Origin of the sequence: Bordetella pseudohinzii (assembly GCF_000657795.2) — a bacterium.
Taxonomy (GTDB): Bacteria; Pseudomonadota; Gammaproteobacteria; order Burkholderiales; family Burkholderiaceae_B; genus Bordetella; species Bordetella pseudohinzii.
Genome location: NZ_JHEP02000018.1, coordinates 26,555 through 45,339, shown reverse-complemented (window position 1 = coordinate 45,339; position 18,785 = coordinate 26,555). Strand labels below are relative to the sequence as shown.

Genomic DNA, 18,785 nt, shown 5'->3' with positions numbered 1-18,785 from the left:
TCATTCCCCTTCCTTTTGGCGCACGCCCAGGCTCTGCAGATAAGCCACCAGGGCATCTTCTTCGGTCTTGCCGGCCAGGGCGGCCGGCGCGCGGGCGATCTGTTCATCGCCATAGGGCACGCCCGCGCGGCGCAAGGCCCGCATGCGGTCCTTCACGTCGGCATCGGCGACGCTGCGCCGCTGCAGCCAAGGATAGGCCGGCATATTGGACTCCGGCACCACGGCGCGCGGGTCGCGCAAATGCATGCGATGCCAGTCATCCGAGTAGCGCTGGCCCACGCGGGCCAGATCGGGCCCGGTACGCTTGGACCCCCACAGAAAGGGATGATCGAATACCGACTCGCCCGCCACGGAGTAAGGGCCGTAGCGCTGCACTTCGGATTGCAGCGTGCGGATCTGCTGGGAATGGCAGCTCACGCAGCCCTCGCGGATATAGATGTCGCGGCCGATCAGGGTCAGCGCCTCGTAGGGCCGCAGGCCCGGCGCGGGCTCGGTGGTCGAATGCTGGAAAAACAGCGGCACGATCTGGGCCAGCGCGGCGAAGGACACCACCACGATACTGGCCACGATCATCAGGCCGATATTCTTCTCCAGCGTCTGGTGCGAAAAGAAACGCGATTGCTCCGACATATGCGCTCCTCAGGCCGCCAGCGCCGGGCGCGGCACCGAAGGGTTGACCGCCCGAGCGCCTCGCACCGTCATCCAGACATTCCAGGCCATGATGCCCATGCCGGACAGGAACAAGCCGCCGCCGAGCAGGCGGATGACGTAGAACGGCACCCGCGTCTTGAGTTCTTCCACGAAGCTATAGACCAGCGTGCCGTCCGGAGCCGTGGCGCGCCACATCAGCCCCTGCTGCACCCCGGCCACCCACATCGCGGCGATATACAGCACCACGCCCAGGGTCGCGATCCAGAAATGCAGCTCGATGGCGCGCACGCTGTGCATGGCCTGGCGGCCGTAGAGGCGCGGGATCAGGTAGTACAGCGAGCCGAAGGTGATCATGGCCACCCAGCCCAGGGCGCCCGAGTGCACATGGCCGATGGTCCAGTCGGTGTAGTGAGACAGCGCGTTCACCGAACGGATGGACATCATCGAACCCTCGAAGGTCGCCATGCCGTAGAAGGACAGCGCCGTCACGAGGAACTTCAGGATGGGGTCGGTGCGCAGCTTGTGCCAGGCGCCCTGCAGCGTCATGATGCCGTTGATCATGCCGCCCCAGGACGGCGCCAGCAGGATGAGCGAGAAAGTCATGCCCAGCGACTGCGTCCAGTCGGGCAGCGAGGTGTAGAGCAGGTGATGCGGCCCGGCCCACATATACGTGAAGGCCAGCGCCCAGAAGTGCACGATGGACAGGCGATAGGAATAGATGGGCCGCCCCGCCTGCTTGGGCACGAAGTAATACATCATGCCCAGAAAGCTCGTGGTCAGGAAGAAGCCCACCGCATTATGGCCATACCACCACTGCACCATGGCGTCCTGCACGCCCGCATAGGCCGAGTAGGACTTCCACATCGAGACCGGGATCTCGATATTGTTGACCACATGCAGCAGCGCGATCGTCAGGATGTAGGAGCCGAAAAACCAATTGGCGACGTAGATATGCTTGACGCGCCGCTTGACGATGGTGCCGAAGAACACCACCGCATAAGCCACCCAGACCAGGGTGATCAGGATATCGATGGGCCATTCCAGTTCGGCGTATTCCTTGCTGCTGGTATAGCCCATGGGCAGCGTGATGGCGGCCGCCACGATCACGGCCTGCCAGCCCCAGAAAGTGAAAGCCGCCAGGCGCGCGCAGAACAGCCGCGTCTGGCAGGTGCGCTGCACCACGTAATACGAGGTCGCGAACAAGGCGCTGCCGCCAAAGGCGAAGATCACCGCATTCGTATGCAAAGGCCGCAGCCGGCCATAGCTCAGCCACGGCGTGTCGAAATTCAATTGCGGCCAGATCAGCTGGGCGGCGATCAGCACCCCCACCGCCATGCCGACGATACCCCAGACCACGGTCATGATCGCGAACTGCCGAACCACGCCGTAGTTGAAGGCCTCTTCCTGTATTGCGACCGGGTCGCTCATGCCCTTCCCCTCACCCAAAGTTGGCGCTGCTTCTTCTCCAGGCAGGGATGATGCGCGAGCGGCATGGCGGCCGGCTTGATTTGCGTCAAGGAGTCTGAGCGTCAGCCTTCTTTGTCGCGCAATATCGACAGCGCGGCGTCTTCGGTCTCTTCGTACTGGCCGTCGAGCACGGCCCACCACAGGGCCGCGCCTATGCCCAGCACGAAGAGCAAGGACAGCGGCAGCAGCAGATAGAGGATGTTCATGCCCATCTCCGGCACAGCCGCCAGGCATGTCCGGCCACGGCCATCGAAGACAGGAACATCGTCAGGGCCGCCAGCCAGGGCGCCACCCAGCCGGCCAGCGCCAGCGGCACCATCATGAGATGCCAGGCCAGGGAGCCGTAAAGACTGCCCAGGGCATTGCGCCGCAGCTCGTGGCGCAGGCGCGCCAGCGCCGCCGGGCTGGCGCAGGCCTGTTCGCCCGCGGCCTTGTGGGCGGCGGCCAGGGCCGCCGGAACCGCCATCGCCATGGCGCAGGGGCAGCTCATGACGAGCAAAGCCACCATGACGGGCAGCGCGCGGGCGGGCTCCCAGTGCATCCAGGCCAGGCCCGCGCCCAAGGCGAGCACCACCTGCGCGGTCACGAACTGCGCGGCCACGCGGTCGGCCCGGCCCGATAGCGCGCGTCCGGTCAGGGCCAGCATCGTGCGCGCCGCCGGTGGCGCCAGCAGGCTGGCCTGGCGCGCGCAGAGATCGAGATAGCGGGCGCTCAACAGAAAGGCCACGAACATCGTGACCGAATCGAAATAGACGGCGCCCTGCCCCAGCCAGGTGGCCTGCGCGCTGGGCAGAAAGGCGGCCAGGATGCCCAGGGCCACCGGCACATCCATGCCGGCGCGGCCCTCGCGCACGCTGCGCCAGGCGCCGGCCCAGACGGGCCAGGCGCAATACAGCACGACCGGCACGCTCACCAGCAGGCTGGCCCAATTCATCAGCACGATCGCCGTGTCCAGGGTAGACAAGGCATCGGCGGGCATGGTCTCGGGCCGGACATAACCAGGCCAGGCGAACATCATGGCCTGCATCATCGCCAGCCAGGCCACGCCCAGGCGCAGCAAGGCATGCCGGCGGGCGAGGCGTTGCGGCGCGGGCAGGGCCGGCGGCAGGGCGAACAGGGAATGGGCGCGCATGGGCGCGATGCTAAGGCCGCCGCCGCCCGCCCCGCTTGACGCAAATCAAGCCGCGCCCATATGGCGCCCCGAAAAAAAGGGGGACCCGCCGGTCCCCCAAACACTCCACCCTACAAACAGGTACTACCGCATCCGAAATCGCGCCGCGCTCAAGCGGCCTGGGCCTCGCCGTGCTCGAACTGGGCCTCTTCGGTCGAGCCGGTCAGGGCCGTGGTCGAGGACTGGCCGCCCTCGATAGTCTGGGTGACGGCGTCGAAGTAGCCGGTGCCCACTTCGCGCTGGTGCTTCACGGCGGTAAAGCCCAGCTCGGCGGCGGCGAACTCCTTCTGCTGCAGCTCGACGAAGGCGCTCATCTGGCGGCGGGCGTAGCCATGGGCCAGCTCGAACATGCCGTAGTTCAGCGAATGGAAACCGGCCAGCGTGATGAACTGGAACTTGTAGCCCATGGCGCCCAGCTCGCGCTGGAACTTGGCGATGGTCGCGTCGTCCAGGTTCTTCTTCCAGTTGAAGGACGGCGAGCAGTTATAGGCCAGCAGCTTGCCCGGATACTTGCGATGGATGGCGTCGGCGAACTTGCGGGCGTACTCCAGATTGGGCGTGGACGTCTCGCACCAGATCAGGTCGGCATAGGCCGCATAGGCCAGGCCGCGCGAGATGGCCTGGTCTATCCCGGCGCGGGTGCGGAAGAAGCCTTCCACGGTGCGCTCGCCGGTAATGAAGGGACGGTCGTTCTCGTCCACATCGCTGGTCACGAGGTCGGCCGCGTCGGCATCGGTGCGCGCCAGCAGCAGCGTGGGCGTGCCCATTACATCGGAGGCCAGGCGGGCGGCGATGAGCTTGGCGACGGCCTCGCGGGTCGGCACCAGCACCTTGCCGCCCATGTGGCCGCATTTCTTCACCGACGCCAGCTGGTCCTCGAAGTGCACGCCGGCCGCGCCCGCCTCGATCATGCCCTTCATCAGCTCGAAGGCGTTGAGCACGCCGCCAAAGCCGGCCTCGGCGTCGGCCACGATGGGCGCGAAGTAATCCACATAGCCTTCGTCGCCCGGGTTCTTGCCTTCCATCCATTGGATCTGGTCGCAGCGGGCCAGGGAATTATTGATGCGGCGAACCACCTGCGGCACGGAGTTGGCCGGATAGAGCGATTGGTCGGGATACATTTCGCCGGCCAGGTTGGCGTCGCCCGCCACCTGCCAGCCGGAGAGATAGATGGCCTTCAGGCCGGCCTTGACCTGCTGCATGGCCTGGTTGCCGGTCAGCGCGCCCAGCGAATTGACAAAGGGCTCGGTATGCAGCGACTGCCACAGGCGGGTCGCGCCGCGGCGCGCCAGCGTGTGCTCGACCTGGGTGGAGCCGCGCAGGCGGATCACCTCGTCGGCCGAGTAGGCGCGCTTGATCCCCTTCCAGCGGGGATTCTCGGCCCAGTCCTGTTCCAGTTTGCGGATATCGGTTTCGCGTTGGCTCATGGTGTCTCTCCAGTAGTGAGGTTTGCGAAGCAAGGGATTCAGGGTCTGTCTTGCCGCGAATCCATGGAGGACAGTCTACGGACATGCTGCGCAGCAGCGTGCCTGCGAAGCCGGTCGTGAAAGGAAAATTTTTCCATTTAAAATCAATGAGCTACAGATTATGTTTCGCATTGCGAAATCATATTGATTGCCATGAAATGCCGCTTCGCTGCTGCGCAGCATGCGCTTTCACATGCCGCGAACGGGATTTCACCATGCAAAAAAAACGCCGCTTCCAAAGCCCTACAATGCGGGCATCGACCTGATTTGCCTTTCGTCCTCTCCATGCCGCTTACCGACGCGCCGCTGGGCCACAGCGTGGCCTATCCCTCCGAATACGATGCTTCGCTGCTCTTTCCCATTCCGCGCGCCGAAAACCGCGCCAGCCTGGGCCTGGACAGCCTGACGCCGCTGCCGGGCAGCGCGCTGCCCTTTCGCGGCGTCGATATCTGGAATGCCTATGAGGTCTCCTGGCTGGACGCCAAGGGCAAGCCGCGCATTGCCATGGCCAGCTTCCGGGTGCCGGCCGACAGCCCCAATATCATTGAGTCCAAGTCCTTCAAGCTTTACCTGAACTCCTTCAACCAGACGCGCCTGCCCAATGCCCAGGCCCTGCGCGAACGGCTTGAGGCCGACCTGTCGGCCGCCGCCGGCGCGCCCATGGAGATGGATTTCATCCTGCCGCAGCGCTTCGAGACGCTGCGCATCGCCGAGCTCGAAGGCATCAGCCTGGACAAGCTGGATGTCGAGATCGATTGCTATGAGCCGGCGCCGCAGCTGCTGGCCTGCACCGAAGGCGAGGTCGTCCAGGAGACCCTGGTCTCGCGCCTGCTGAAATCCAATTGCCCGGTGACGGGCCAGCCCGACTGGGGCAGCGTGCAGATCGCCTACCGGGGCCGCCCCATCGACCGCGCCGCCCTGCTCAAGTACATCGTTTCGTTCCGGCAGCATGCCGAATTCCACGAGCATTGCGTCGAACGCATCTTCTGCGACCTGATGCGCGCCTGCCAGCCCGAGCAGCTCAGCGTCTACGCCCGCTACACCCGCCGCGGCGGCCTGGACATCAATCCCTGGCGCAGCAACACGGCCGCCGGCGCGCCAGCCGATATCCGCACCGCCCGCCAATGAAAACAGGCCCCTCGCGGGGCCTGTTTCATATCAGGGCTGGGCCGGACAGGCTCAGGATGCCTTGCGCGCCTGGATCGCGATCCACTGCGCCAGGATGGCCGCGATCGCGAAGGCCAGGCCCGCCCCTATCCACGGCCCCTGCGCCAGGCCGGCATCCAGCAGGAGGCCGAAACCCAGGGGCCCCAGGGCCGAACCCACGTCCATGCCCGAATAGACCAGGCCATAGACCGAGCCGGTGGAGCCCTTGGGCGTGACGCGGCGGATCAGCATGTCGCGCGAAGGCGCGGCCACGCCCGAGCAGAAGCCGGCCAGGCCGACCACCAAGGCCGCCATCGACGCCGGCACCCAGCCCATGGCCAGCACCACCAGGGTCAGGCCCGCCAGGATGAGGGCGGCCGTCACGGTGCGCTCGGTGCGCGGCGTGGCCGACACCAGGAAGCCGCCCGCGGCCATGCCCACGGCCGAGGCCACCATATAGCCCGACAGCGCCGAGCTGGCCGCGACCTTGGACAGGTCATACAGCTGAGCCAGCAAGGGGATGGTGTAGTTCTGCACCGAGGACAGCGCGATCGAGGTGAAGGCAAAGAACAGGAAAGCGCCCCACAAGGCCGGGCGCGCCAACAGCGCGGTCAGGGTCTGCCAGGCGCTGGGCTGCGGCGCGGCGGCCTTGTCATCGGCGCGCGGCTGGACCTGGCCGCCCAGCAGATCCCGGCCCAGCACGGTCAGCAGCAGGATGACGGCCACCAGCGCCGCGGCCGAAAACGCCGCCACGCGCCAATTGGCCAGCAGCGTGATGGAGGTGATGAAGACCGGCGTGAGCGCCCAGCCCAGGTTGCCCGTCAGGCCATGGGCCGAGAACGCATGGCCCAGGCGGGCCGGGCTGACCCGGTGGTTGATGATGGAGTAATCCGCGGGGTGGAAAATGGAGTTGCCGATGCCGCCGATGGCGGCCGCCAATATCAGCATGCCGTAGCCGTTGGCCGAGCCGATCAGCACGGCCGACAGCACGAAGCAGGACAGGCCGAACCAGAGCACGGGACGCGCGCCGACGCGGTCGACGATAAAGCCCGACGAGGCCTGGCCCAGCCCCGAGACGACATAAAACACCGATACCAGCAGGCCCAGGCGGGCAAAGTCCAGCCCGAACTCATTGCCCAGCGAGACGTAGAGCGAGGGCAGGACAAGCTGGAAGAAGTGCGAGCTGGCATGGGCCACGCCGATCAGCAGGATGATCTGCCAGTCCCGGCGGCGCAGGTTGGGGGAATCGGATACAGCGGTAGCGGTGTTCATGCGCAAACAGGGCCGGCTGCGGCCCCCTGAAAAAGTCTCCGGTCCGTGGCGGCCGCGCCGCCACGCTCATCGGGCCACTCGAATGGCCTCTAGGGATGGGGGGCCGCCGGCGCCCGCGCGCCGTCCGCCCCGAAATCACTCAGCCCGCCTTTTCGCGGATGGCCGGCCAGGCGCGCTGCAGGTAATACAGCATGGACCACACCGTCAGCACGGCGGCCAGCAGGATCAGCCAGTTGCCCAGCAGGCGCGCATCCACGCCCCAGAGCTTCTGGTTGTAAAGCAGGCAGGGGATGGCCACCATCTGCGCGGCGGTCTTGAACTTGCCCAGGCGATGCACGGCCACGCTGGCGCTGGCGCCTATCTTGGCCATCCATTCGCGCAGGGCCGAAATCGTGATCTCGCGGCCGATGATGATGAGCGAGATAAAGGCATCCACGCGGCTCAGGTCCAGCAGCACGATCAGGGCGGCGCAAACCATCAATTTGTCCGCCACCGGGTCCAGGAAGGCGCCAAAGGCCGAGGTCTGGTTCCAGCGGCGCGCCAGCCAGCCATCGAACCAGTCGGTCAGGGCCGCCACGATGAAGGCCACGGCCGCCAGCGTATCGCGCACACCGACCGACATCCAGGCATCGGGGATATAGAACAGCCCGACCACCAGCGGAATCATGGCGATGCGCAGCCACGTCAGGAAAATGGGTACGTTTATCGGCATAGTGCCCCGTATGCTACATCAGCCGCCCAGCGGACGCCCGTCGTCAATGCAGGGCATCATAGATCCGCTGGGCCAATTCTTCTGAAATCCCCTCGACCGAAGCCAGGTCTTCGATGCCGGCCGAGGTCACGCCGGACAGCCCGCCGAAGCGCGCCAGCAGGCGCTGGCGCCGCTTGGCCCCCACCCCCTCGATCTCCTCCAGCCGGGACACATTGCGCGCCTTGGCGCGCTTGGCCCGCATGCCGGTGATCGCGAAACGGTGGGCTTCGTCGCGCACCTGGGCGATCAGCATGAGGGCGGCCGACTCCTTGCCCAGCGCCACGGGCGGACGCCCATCGGCGAAAACCAGGGTTTCGAGTCCGACCTTGCGTCCTTCGCCCTTGGCCACGCCGACCAGGGTGGCGATGTCCAGGCCCAGTTCGGCGAAGACCTGGCGCGCGACCTCCACCTGGCCCTTGCCGCCGTCGATCAGCACCAGGCCCGGCATGGGCGCCTCGCCATCGGCCACTTTGCCGAAACGCCGCGTCAGCACCTGCCGCATGGCGGCGTAGTCGTCGCCGGGCGTGATGCCGACGATGTTGTAACGCCGGTAGAGCGATGGCTGCATGTCATGATGCAGAAAGACCACACAGGACGCCTGGGTCGCCTCGCCCGCCGTATGGCTGATATCGAAGCACTCGATGCGCAGGGCGTCGAGCGCGGCCTCGTCGGTATCCATGTCCAGGGCTTCGGCCAGGGCCAGGGTGCGCGCGGCGCGCGCGCCGGATTCGGTCAGGGCGCGCGCCAGGGCCATCTCGGCGTTCTTCTGGGCCTGCTCCAGCCAGGAGCGCCGCACGCCCTGGGGCCGCGTCAGCAGCCGGCAGCGCGTGCCGGCCTGCTCGGCCAGCAGCCCGACCAGCGCCGGATCGGGCAAGGCGTGCGAGCACACCAGCACCGGCGGCAAGGCATTGTCCGCATAGTGCTGGGCGACAAAAGCCTCCAGCACTTCGGCCGCCGCCTCGCCCTCGGCGTGGGCGGGAAAAAAAGGCTTGTCGCCCAGGTGCCGGCCGCCCCGCACCATGGCCAGGTTGACGCAGACCTTGCCGCCGCCGGCGGCCACGGCGATCACATCGGTGTCTTCGCCGCCGACGTTTTCCATGGTCTGCTGGTGCAAGACCTTGGACAGCGAGCCCATCTGGTCGCGCAGGGCCGCGGCTTCCTCGAAGCGCAGCTCGCTGGAGGCCTGCAGCATGCGGGCCTCGATTTCGTCCATGACCTCGCGCGCCTCGCCATTGAGAAAACGCGCGGCGCGCTGCACGTCGCGCGCGTAGTCGGCCGCCTCGATGGCCTGCACGCAAGGCGCCGAGCAGCGCCCGATCTGGTGCAGCAGGCAGGGGCGCGAGCGGTTGGCGAACACCGTGTCCTCGCAGGTGCGCAGGCGAAAGACCTTCTGCAGGATCTGTATGGTTTCGCGCACCGCCCAGGCATTGGGATAAGGACCGAAGTACTGGCCGCGCTTGTTGGTGGCGCCGCGGTAGTAGGCGATGCGCGGCCAGGCATGTCCGGTGATCAGCAGATAGGGATAGGACTTGTCATCACGGAACAGGATGTTGTAGCGCGGGTGCAGGCTCTTGATGAGGTTGTTTTCAAGAATCAGCGCCTCGGCCTCCGAGCGCGTGACCGTCACCTCCACGCGCGCGACCTTGCCCACCATCTGCGCGATACGCGGACTGGCCAGGTTCTTCTGGAAATACGAAGACACGCGCTTCTTCAGGTCGCGCGCCTTGCCGACATACAGCACCTCCCCGGCGGCATCCAGATGCCGATAGACGCCGGGCAGATGCGGCAGATCAGCCAGAAACGATTTGAGATTGAAGTCGTCGGGCATGCTGATAGCGTGAATCGGCCTGCAGGCCATCCCAATCCGGGCTCGCGAAGGCCGGCGCCAGGCGGCGGATGCGCGCCACCGATTCCGGCGCCGGCGCAAGGTCGAGGCGGCCCAGCAATTCATCGGCCAGGTCCGGGCGGTTGCAGACCAGCACCATGTCGCAGCCGGCCGACAGGGCCGCCTGGGCGCGGGCCAGGATGTCGCCGGCCACCGAAGCGCCTTCCATGGTGAGGTCATCGGAGAACACCACGCCGTCATAGGCGAGCTGGCCGCGCAGGATATCGGTCACCCAGCGGCGCGAGAAGCCGGCGGGCCGGCTGTCCACCTTGGGATAGATCACATGGGCCGGCATGACCGAGGACAGGACGCCGTCGCCCAGCCAGCCATAAGGCGCGGCATCGTCCTTCAGGATGTCGGCCAGCGAGCGCTTGTCGACCGGGATCTCGTGGTGCGAATCGGCCTGGACATAGCCATGGCCGGGGAAATGCTTGCCGCAGGCGGCCATGCCGGCCAGCGCCAGGCCCTGGATCAGGGCACGCGCCAGCATGGCGACCACGCGCGGATCGTGATGGAAGGCGCGGTTGCCGATCACCTTGCTCACGCCGTAGTCCAGGTCCAGCACGGGCGTGAAGCTCATGTCCACGCCACAGGCCCGCAGCTCGGCGGCCAGCACATAGCCGGCCGCGGTCGCCAGCCGCATGGCCGCCAGCGGATCGCGGTCCCAGGCCTCGCCCAGCGCGCGCATGGGCGGCAAGGCCGTGAAGCCATCCTCGCGGAAACGCTGCACGCGGCCGCCTTCGTGGTCCACCGCGATCAGCAGCGGTTCGCCGCGCGCCTCGTGGATCTTGCGCGTGAGCGCCGTCAGCTGGGCGCGGTTCTCGAAGTTGCGCGCGAACAGGATCACGCCGCCCACCAGGGGATGGCGCAGGCGCTGCTTTTCTTCCTTGGTCAGCCGCGTGCCCGCCACATCGACCATGACCGGTCCGGGCGGCAGCTGGCGGTGTTTCTTGGATTTCGACATCAAACGGTCCTCAGTGGGTGGACGTCCCGGTCCGGGACTCCACGATGACATAGGCGGCGGCCATGTCGGATTCATCGGTGATCGAGACATGGGCCGCACCGAAACGCTGCTCGAACCAGGGCCGCAGCGCCGCGTCGATGACGAGCACGGGGCGGCCGCCCGGCGCGTTCAGCGTCTGCACCCGGTTCCAGGTCATGGGCATGCGCATCCCCAGGCCGATGGCCTTGGAGAAGGCTTCCTTGGCGGCAAAGCGCGTGGCCAGGAAACGCACGCCGCGCGCCGGATCGCGGGCGCTGCGGGCGCGGAATTTTTCCATCTCCTGGACGCCGAGTATTTTTTCGGCAAAGCGCTCGCCATGGCGCTCCAGGGCTCGGGAGATGCGATCGACGCGGATCAGGTCCATGCCGATGCCGGCGATGGCGCCGCTGGGGAGGCTGAAAGAGACCATGGCAAACCGGAAAAGGCCGGCGCCGGAAGGCGCCGCAATAGCGAAATCATACGCGAGCCCGGGCGCATCCACACGGCCTCGCCCGCCCATGAAAAAGGCCGCCCCGCGGGACGGCCCAGCCGGCGCCGGCGACGGTTTCAGCGGCCGCGCGCCTGGATCATGAGGGCCTTCATGTCGCGCACGGCCTTCTCCCAGCCGTCGAAGACGGCCCGGGCCACGATGGCATGCCCGATGTTCAACTCGGAAATCCCGTCGATGGCGGCCACGGATTGGACATTGCCGTAATGCAGGCCGTGGCCGGCATTGACGCGCAGGCCATGGCGCAGCCCCTCGCGGACCGCCTCGCGGATGCGCTGCAGCTCGCTGTCGGCCTGTGCGCCCTCGGCCTCGGCATAGGCGCCGGTGTGCAGCTCGATGACGGGCGCCTTGGCGCGCGCCGCGGCCTCGATCTGGGCGGCGTCCGGATCGATGAAGAGCGACACCCGGATGCCGGCCTCGGCCAGCAGGGCCACGGCATCGGCCACGGCGTCGAACTGGCCCAGCACGTCCAGTCCGCCCTCGGTCGTGAGCTCGGCCCGTTTTTCCGGCACCAGGCAGACATCGTCAGGCTTGACCGCGCAGGCGATTTCCAGCATTTCGGGCGTGAGCGCGCACTCCAGGTTCATGCGGGTGCGCAACTTCGGCCGGATCGCGTAGACATCGGCATCCTGGATATGGCGGCGGTCTTCGCGCAGATGCAGGGTGATCAGGTCCGCGCCGGCGTCCTCGGCGCGCACGGCCGCCTCCACCGGATCGGGATAAACAGTGTGGCGCTGCTGGCGCAGCGTGGCCACGTGGTCGATATTGACGCCAAGTTCAATCATTGTTGTTGCGTGGTCGTGGGTTGAGCCTGGGACAGGGCGGTATTTTCCAGCCAGCCGCCTCCCAGGGCCTTGTAGAGTTCGACGCGGTTGACGAGCGAGGCCAGGCCCGCCTGCACCAGGGCGATCTGGGCATTGAAGAAATCCACCTGGGCGGTCTGCACCTGCAGATAGCTGTCAATGCCGTTGACATAGCGCATATTGGACAGCTCCAGCGTGCGGGCCGAAGAGGCCTGCAGGCCGCGCTGCGCATCCAGCTGGGCGCTATAGGTCGCCTCGCCGGCCAGCGCGTCGGATACCTCGCGGAAAGCCTGCTGGATGGTCTGCTCGTACTGCGCCACGGCGATGTTGTCGCGCGCCTTGGCCAGGTTCAGGCCTTCGATGATGCTGCCGCCGGCGAACAGCGGCGTGGTGATCTGGGGCGAGAAGCTCCAATAGCCCTGCCCTCCCCGGAACAGCGTATCCAGCGAGGGGCTGGCCACGCCCAGCAGGCCGGTGAGCGAGATCGTCGGAAAGAAAGCCGCCCGCGCCGCGCCGATATTGGCCTTGGCCGCGCGCAGCTGGTTTTCGGCGGCCAGGATGTCGGGCCGCCGCTCCAGCAGGTCCGAGGGCAGGCCGGCCGGCACGGTCGCCAGAATCTGGTCGCGGCCGAATTCGGCCGGCTGCGGCAGGTCGGCCGGCAGGCTGGGCAGGCCCACGAGCACGATCAGCGCATTGAGCGCCTGGGCGCGCGCGCGCGCCAGCTGGGCCAGATCGGAAGACGCCGAGTCCAGCAGCGACTTGGACTGGTTCAGGTCGAGTTCGGAAGCCACGCCGCCGTCAAACCGCGTTTTGACGAGGTTATAGGACTCCTGGCGGGACTGCAGCGTCTTGCGCGTGAGATCCAGCTGGACCTCGGCCGCGCGCAGATTGAAATACGACTCCGCCACCGCCCCCACCAGGGTGATGTGCACCGACCGCTGGGCCTGCTCGGTCGACAGATATTGCTGGTACGCCGCTTCCGACAGATTGCGCAGGCGGCCGAACAGGTCGATCTCGAAAGTCGTCAGGCCGATGCCGGCCTGGTACTGGCTGCTGATCGACGTCGAATCGGGCCCGCCCACACGCATATTCTTGGGCAGATGCTGGCGCGTGCCCTGGACGCCGGCGCCGATGGACGGCCATTGCGCCCCGCGCTGGATGCCGTATTGCGCGCGCGCGACTTCGACGTTCTGCACGGCCACGCGCAGATCGCGGTTGTTGTTCAGCGCCAGCTCGATCAGCGCCTGCAGCCGCGGATCGCGGAAGAAACTGCGCCAGCCGATTTCGGCGGCCGCCGTTTCGGCCGGCGGCGCCACGGCGGCGGCCGGCTGCGTGCCCAGTTCGGTGGGCTGACTGTAGGCGCCGTAGCGGATCCTGGGCTGATCCGGCCAGTCGGCGTTCACCGGCGCTTGCGGACGATGGTAGTCCGGCGCCAGCGAGCAGCCGGCCAGGCCGGCGGCCAGCAGCACCGCCAGGGCGCCGCGCTTATGCATCAGGGCCGTCATTCCTTGTTCTCCTGACCGCCTTGGTTTTGGGTATTGGCTGCCTGTTTTTCCTCTTCGGCCTTCTTGGCGGCCTGCTCGGCCTGGAAGGCGCGAAGCTCGGCGCCCAGCAGGCGCGGACGGGTCTTGACCAGGCTCATGACGACCACGAAGAAGGTCGGCACGAAGATCACCGCGAAAGGCGTGGCCGCCAGCATGCCGCCCAGCACGCCGATACCGACGGCGCGCTGGCTGGCGGCGCTGGCGCCGGTGGCGATGGCCAGCGGCACCACGCCCAGGATGAAGGCCAGCGAAGTCATCAGGATGGGGCGGAAGCGCAGGCGCGCCGCCTCCACCGCCGACTCGTACAGGCCGTTGCCCCGCGCGTACTGGTCCTTGGCGAATTCGATGATCAGGATGGCGTTCTTGGCCGCCAGGCCGATCACGGTCACCATCCCCACCTGGAAGTACACGTCGTTGGACATCCCCATCACGGTGACCAGCCCCACCGCGCCCAGCATGCCCAGCGGCACCACCAGCATGACCGACAGCGGGATGGCCCAGCTTTCATAGAGGGCCGCCAGCACCAGGAAGACCACCAGCAGCGCCAGGGCCATCAGGATGACGGCCTGGTTGCCGGCCAGGCGCTCCTGGTAGGACAAACCATTCCATTCGTAGCCGAAGCCCGAGGGCAGTTGGGCGACCAGGCGCTCCATCTCGGCCATGGCTTCGCCGGTCGAGTGGCCGGGCGAGGCATCGCCGCCGATACGGACGGACTCATAGCTGTTGTAGCGCACCACCTGGGTCGGGCCTTGCGACCACTTGGCCGTCACGAAGGACGACAGGGGCACCATGCCGCCGTCCTTGTTGCGGGCGTTCAGGTTGAGCACGTCTTCCATGTGCATGCGGTACTTCTCGTCGGCCTGCACCCAGATGTTCTGCATCCGGCCCATGTTGGGGAATTTGCTCAGATAGGCCGAACCGACCGCCGTCGAGATCAGCTGCGCCGCTTCGGAGAAGTCCACGCCCAGCGCGGCCGCCTTGTCGCGGTCGATGTTCAGCGACAGCTGCGCGCCCGGCCCCAGGCCGGTGATGCGCACCTGCGAGAGCACCGGACTCTGCATGGCCATGCCCATCAGCTGCCCGGTCGCCGCGGCCAGGGCCTCGGTGCCGGCGCCGCCACGGTCCTGCAGGCGGAAGTCAAAGCCCGCGGCATTGCCCAGCGACGAGATGGCCGGCGGCACCACGGTGAACACCATGGCGTCCTTGATCCCCATGAACAAGTGCTGGAAGGCGCCGCCCGCGATCGCCTGGGCGGAATCCTGCGCGCTCTTGCGCTCGGCGAAGTCCTTGAGCGTGATGAAGGCCAGGGCCGCGTTCAGGCCGTTGCCGTTGAACGAGAAGCCCTGCACGGCCACGATGTTCTGGGTGGCCGGCTGCTGGCGGAAATAATGCTCCACCTCCTCGATGACTTCGATGGTGCGGTTGGCCGAAGCGCCCGCCGGCAGTTCGATATTGCTGATCACATAGCCCTGGTCTTCCTCGGGCAGGAAGGACGAGGGCAGGCGCAGGTAGAGCCAGCCCAGGGCCACCACCAGCAGCGCGAACAGGATCATCATGCGCCCGCCCTTGTGCAGCACGCGCGAGATCCAGTTCTGGTAGTGATGCGTGGTCGCCTCGAACTTGCGGTTGAACCAGCCGAAAAAGCCCTTTTTCTCTTCGTGGTGCCCTTGGGGAATGGGCTTGAGCAGCGTCGAGCACAGGGCCGGCGTGAAGCTCAGGGCCAGGAAGGCCGAGAAGAAGATCGAAACGGCCATGGCCACCGCGAACTGGCGGTAGATCACGCCCACCGACCCGCTCATGAAGGCCAGCGGCAGGAACACCGTCACCAGCACCAGCGTGATGCCGATGATGGCGCCGGTGATCTGCGGCATGGCCTTGGCCGTGGCCTCCTTGGGCGGCAGGCCCTCGGTCGCCATGATGCGCTCGACGTTTTCGACCACCACGATGGCGTCATCGACCAGGATGCCGATGGCCAGCACCATGGCGAACATGGTCAGCACGTTGATCGACAGCCCCAGCGCCAGCATCACCGCGAAGGCGCCCATCATGGCCACCGGCACCACCAGCGCCGGGATCAGGGTGTAGCGCACGTTCTGCAGGAATACGAACATCACCAGGAACACCAGCACCATGGCTTCGACCAGGGTGTGGATCACCTTCTCGATGGACACCTTCACATAGGGCGCGGTGTCATACGGGATTTCGTACTTGATGTTGTCCGGGAAGTACTTGGACAGCGCCGCCATCTGCGAGCGGATGCCGTCGGCCGTCTCCAAGGCGTTGGCGTCGGGCGAGAGCACGATGGCGAAAGCCGCCGTGGGCTGGCCGTTCAGGCGCGCGCCAAACTGATAGTTGTCCGCGCCCACCTCGATGCGGGCCACATCGCTCAGGAGCACCTTGGAGCCGTCGGTGTTGGCCCGCAGCACGATCTTGCCGAAGCCGTCGACCGTGCTCAGCTGGCCGTTGGCCGTGACGGTGGCCGTGACGCGCACTTCCTTGGGATTGGGCGGCGCGCCGATCGAGCCGCCCGAGATCAGCACGTTCTGCGCGGCGATGGCCTGGTTGACTTCCTGCATGCTCAGGTTGAAGCCCACCAGCTTCTGCGGATCGACCCAGATGCGCATGGCGCGGGGCGCGGCAAAGAGCTGGAACTGGCCCACCCCGGGCACCCGCGAGATCGGGTTCTTGATATTGCGGGTGATGTAGTCGGCCAGCGCCGCCTGGTCCAGCGTGCCATCCGTGGAGGACAGCGTCACGAAGAGCAGGAAGCCGGCGCTGGTCTGCTCGTATTGCAGGCCCTGCTGGGTCACCGCCGCCGGCAGCTGGGCCGTGACGTTGGAAATCCGGTTCTGCACGTCCACCTGCGCCAAGTCCGGGTCGGTGCCCGGGCGGAAGGTGGCGGTGATCTGCGACTGGCCATTGGAATCGCTGACGGACTCGTAATACAGCAGGCCCTTGGCCCCGTTGAGCTCGTCCTCGATGATACTGGTCACCGTCTCGGCCACTTCCTTGGCCGAAGCGCCAGGATAGGTCGCGGTGATGGTGATGGCCGGCGGCGCCACGTCCGGATACTGCGCGACAGGCATATTGGGGATGGCCAATATGCCCGCCAGCAGGATGAACAGCGCAACCACCCAGGCAAAAATGGGTCGATCAATGAAAAATTGCGGCATGTGGGCTGACTCTGAAAGCGATGCTCACGAACGAGGAACGCGGCTCGCGCCGCGCGCCGCTTAGGATTTGGATTCCTGCTTGGCCGGCGCCTGCCCTTCCGCGGGCTTGGCGCCAGGCTGGCCGGCCGCCTTGGCCTTGGGATCCCAGGGCGAGGTCTGCACGGGCGCGCCCGGGCGGATCTTCTGGAAACCCTCGACAACGACGACATCGCCGGCCGACAGGCCGCTGCTGATGATCCACTGGTTGTTGACCGAGGACCCGGTGCGCACCGCGACCTGCTGGACCTTGCCGTCCTTGACCACCATCAGGCTCTGCAGGCCGTCGGCGGTGCGCTGCAGGGCTTGCTGGGGCACCAGCAGGGCCTTCTCGTCCACGCCTTCGTCCAGGCGCACGCGCACATACATGCCGGGCAGCAGGACCTGGTCCGGATTGGGCACCTCGGCGCGCAGGTTCACATTGCCGGTCGAAGGATCCACGGTGATGCCGGTGAACAGCAGCTTGCCCGGGGATTGATAGACCGAACCGTTTTCCAGCACGATGGACACCCGCGCGGCGTCCGGCCCCAGTTTTTGCAGCTGGCCGGAGGCAAAGGCCTCGCGCAGGCGCGCGAGGTCGGAGGTGGACTGCGTGAAGTCGACGTAGATGGGATCCAGTTGCTGCACCACGGCCATCTGCGTGGCGGAGGACGCCTCCACCAGGGCCCCTTCGGTGACCAGCGGCTTGCCGATGCGGCCGGTGATCGGCGAGGTGACGTCGGTATAGCCCAGATTGATGCTTGCCGAGGTCTGCGCCGCCTTGGCCGCGGCCACCGCGGCGTCGGCCTGGCGATAGCTGGCCACGGCGTTGTCGTACTCCTGCTTGCTCACGGCATTGGCCTTGACCAAGGGCGCATAGCGGTCGGCGAGCAGCTTGGCGCTGTACAGATCCGCCTGCGCCTGCTTGAGCTGGGCGGTCGCCTGGTCATACGACGCCTGGTAGGAGGCAGGGTCGATCTTGAACAGCACCTGGTTTTCTTTGACGTCGCCGCCCTGCTCGAACAGGATTTTTTGCACGATGCCCGTCACGCGGGCGCGGATCTGCGCATCGCGCACCGCGTCCACGCGGCCGGGCAGATCGGAAATGATCGAGGCTTTCTGGGGTTGCACCGTCACAACGGCAACCTGCGGCAAGCTCGGGCTTGCTTGTGGCTTTTCGCCACATCCCGCCAACATCCAGCCAAGGGCGACAACAACGCCAAGACCCGAGACACGCTGAGGTGAAAAACGCATGGATCCCTCACGGAGTGAAAACACGTCTCCCTCACTTCCGCCCTCGAGCGGTTGTTCTGTTCATGAAGAGGGGGACGCGGACCCACGTAATGTAGCGTACTTTTTGAGGGGAAACCCTCAATTTCTGCCGAAAATAGTGAGCGAAGGCCAGGCCGGCGTGATGCGGCAACAACGGCCGTCGGGCGCGCTCAGGAAGGCTGGACCATCAAATGGCCGAGAAAGACATAACCCATGCCGTGCACGGTGTGCAAAGGCAGCTCCGCGCCCGCTTCGCCGACCTTTTTGCGCAGGCGGCTGATGGCCACGTTGAGGGTGCGCAGACTGGCCCCGGGCAGCGCCTTGAGCAGCGCATCCCGGGACAGCTCCCGCCCGGGGTGCTCGGCGATGGCCAGGAAACACACGCGCTCCAGCGCCGTGAGGCTGATGCGCACCCCCCGCGGCGTACTCAGCACCCAGCCGCGGTAAAGCAGATGCCAGGTCTCGTTTGCATCGGCCGGCAACCCCGCCGGCGGGGGGGTTGCGACATCGGCGGGCAGTCCGGGAGCAGGAGAATGTTGCGTCATAGTGGTATGTGAAGTTATACGGCAAGCGTGCGAACCACGCACCAGCTTGCCCAAGTGCACGTCAGGCTACAGTGGATTGCGTAACCTTCCGGCTTGCTTGCACATAAACCAGACTTACCTGATCTGGCTATCGT

Annotated in this window: 16 protein-coding genes; 1 reads left to right on the top strand and 15 read right to left on the bottom strand. The window is 66.5% G+C overall.

Going from position 1 to position 18,785, the window contains the following annotated elements; genetic code table 11:
- The 5 genes from ccoO to aceA all read right to left on the bottom strand — a co-directional run bounded on the left by ccoO (position 1) and on the right by aceA (position 4,716).
- Positions 1-630: a cytochrome-c oxidase, cbb3-type subunit II gene (gene ccoO / locus L540_RS18995; protein ID WP_043214678.1), complete on the bottom strand. Its 630-nt coding sequence runs from the start codon at positions 628-630 to the stop codon at positions 1-3.
- 9 nt (positions 631-639) lie between these two features.
- The gene (gene ccoN, locus L540_RS18990; RefSeq protein ID WP_043214676.1) at positions 640-2,079 is read right to left on the bottom strand and encodes a cytochrome-c oxidase, cbb3-type subunit I; all 1,440 of its coding nucleotides are present in this window, start codon (positions 2,077-2,079) and stop codon (positions 640-642) included.
- A gap of 101 nt (positions 2,080-2,180) precedes the next feature.
- The gene (gene ccoS, locus L540_RS21630) at positions 2,181-2,324 is read right to left on the bottom strand and encodes a cbb3-type cytochrome oxidase assembly protein CcoS (protein WP_043214674.1); all 144 of its coding nucleotides are present in this window, start codon (positions 2,322-2,324) and stop codon (positions 2,181-2,183) included.
- Entirely contained in the window at positions 2,321-3,250 is a 930-nt protein-coding gene (locus L540_RS18980; RefSeq protein ID WP_043214671.1) for a P-type ATPase actuator domain-containing protein, read from the bottom strand. The genes ccoS and L540_RS18980 overlap by 4 nt, the downstream gene beginning before the upstream one ends.
- 149 nt (positions 3,251-3,399) lie before the next feature.
- Positions 3,400-4,716 (bottom strand): isocitrate lyase, encoded by a 1,317-nt coding sequence (gene aceA, locus L540_RS18975; RefSeq protein ID WP_043214668.1) that lies wholly within the window; start codon positions 4,714-4,716, stop codon positions 3,400-3,402.
- A gap of 324 nt (positions 4,717-5,040) precedes the next feature.
- Between aceA and queF the strand changes: the two genes are divergently transcribed.
- Positions 5,041-5,883 carry an NADPH-dependent 7-cyano-7-deazaguanine reductase QueF gene (queF, locus tag L540_RS18970; protein WP_043214665.1) on the top strand — a complete coding sequence of 281 codons (843 nt, stop codon included), beginning with the start codon at positions 5,041-5,043 and terminating at the stop codon, positions 5,881-5,883.
- Between the two features lie 51 nt (positions 5,884-5,934).
- Here the strand turns inward: queF and L540_RS18965 are convergent, their stop codons facing one another.
- The 10 genes from L540_RS18965 to L540_RS18920 all read right to left on the bottom strand — a co-directional run bounded on the left by L540_RS18965 (position 5,935) and on the right by L540_RS18920 (position 18,651).
- Entirely contained in the window at positions 5,935-7,173 is a 1,239-nt protein-coding gene (locus L540_RS18965; RefSeq protein ID WP_043214663.1) for an MFS transporter, read from the bottom strand.
- 139 nt (positions 7,174-7,312) lie between these two features.
- On the bottom strand, positions 7,313-7,885 hold the full coding sequence (gene pgsA / locus L540_RS18960; protein WP_043214660.1) for a CDP-diacylglycerol--glycerol-3-phosphate 3-phosphatidyltransferase: 573 nt from the start codon (positions 7,883-7,885) through the stop codon (positions 7,313-7,315).
- A 43-nt stretch (positions 7,886-7,928) separates the two neighbouring features.
- On the bottom strand, positions 7,929-9,752 hold the full coding sequence (gene uvrC / locus L540_RS18955; RefSeq protein ID WP_043214658.1) for an excinuclease ABC subunit UvrC: 1,824 nt from the start codon (positions 9,750-9,752) through the stop codon (positions 7,929-7,931).
- Positions 9,715-10,773: a beta-N-acetylhexosaminidase gene (nagZ, locus tag L540_RS18950; protein WP_043214656.1), complete on the bottom strand. Its 1,059-nt coding sequence runs from the start codon at positions 10,771-10,773 to the stop codon at positions 9,715-9,717. Before nagZ ends, uvrC begins: the two co-directional genes overlap by 38 nt.
- Before the next feature lie 10 nt (positions 10,774-10,783).
- Positions 10,784-11,221 (bottom strand): holo-ACP synthase, encoded by a 438-nt coding sequence (gene acpS / locus L540_RS18945; protein ID WP_043215537.1) that lies wholly within the window; start codon positions 11,219-11,221, stop codon positions 10,784-10,786.
- A gap of 137 nt (positions 11,222-11,358) precedes the next feature.
- Positions 11,359-12,084, bottom strand: coding sequence for a pyridoxine 5'-phosphate synthase (locus tag L540_RS18940; RefSeq protein WP_043214654.1), 726 nt, complete (start codon positions 12,082-12,084; stop codon positions 11,359-11,361).
- Positions 12,081-13,607: an efflux transporter outer membrane subunit gene (locus L540_RS18935; protein ID WP_043214651.1), complete on the bottom strand. Its 1,527-nt coding sequence runs from the start codon at positions 13,605-13,607 to the stop codon at positions 12,081-12,083. Before L540_RS18935 ends, L540_RS18940 begins: the two co-directional genes overlap by 4 nt.
- On the bottom strand, positions 13,604-16,819 hold the full coding sequence (locus tag L540_RS18930; RefSeq protein ID WP_043214649.1) for an efflux RND transporter permease subunit: 3,216 nt from the start codon (positions 16,817-16,819) through the stop codon (positions 13,604-13,606). The genes L540_RS18935 and L540_RS18930 overlap by 4 nt, the downstream gene beginning before the upstream one ends.
- Before the next feature lie 60 nt (positions 16,820-16,879).
- Positions 16,880-18,088, bottom strand: a complete 1,209-nt coding sequence (locus L540_RS18925) for an efflux RND transporter periplasmic adaptor subunit (protein WP_043214647.1) — start codon at positions 18,086-18,088, stop codon at positions 16,880-16,882.
- A gap of 188 nt (positions 18,089-18,276) precedes the next feature.
- Positions 18,277-18,651, bottom strand: coding sequence for a helix-turn-helix domain-containing protein (locus L540_RS18920; RefSeq protein ID WP_043214645.1), 375 nt, complete (start codon positions 18,649-18,651; stop codon positions 18,277-18,279).
- Positions 18,652-18,785: the final 134 nt, after the last annotated feature.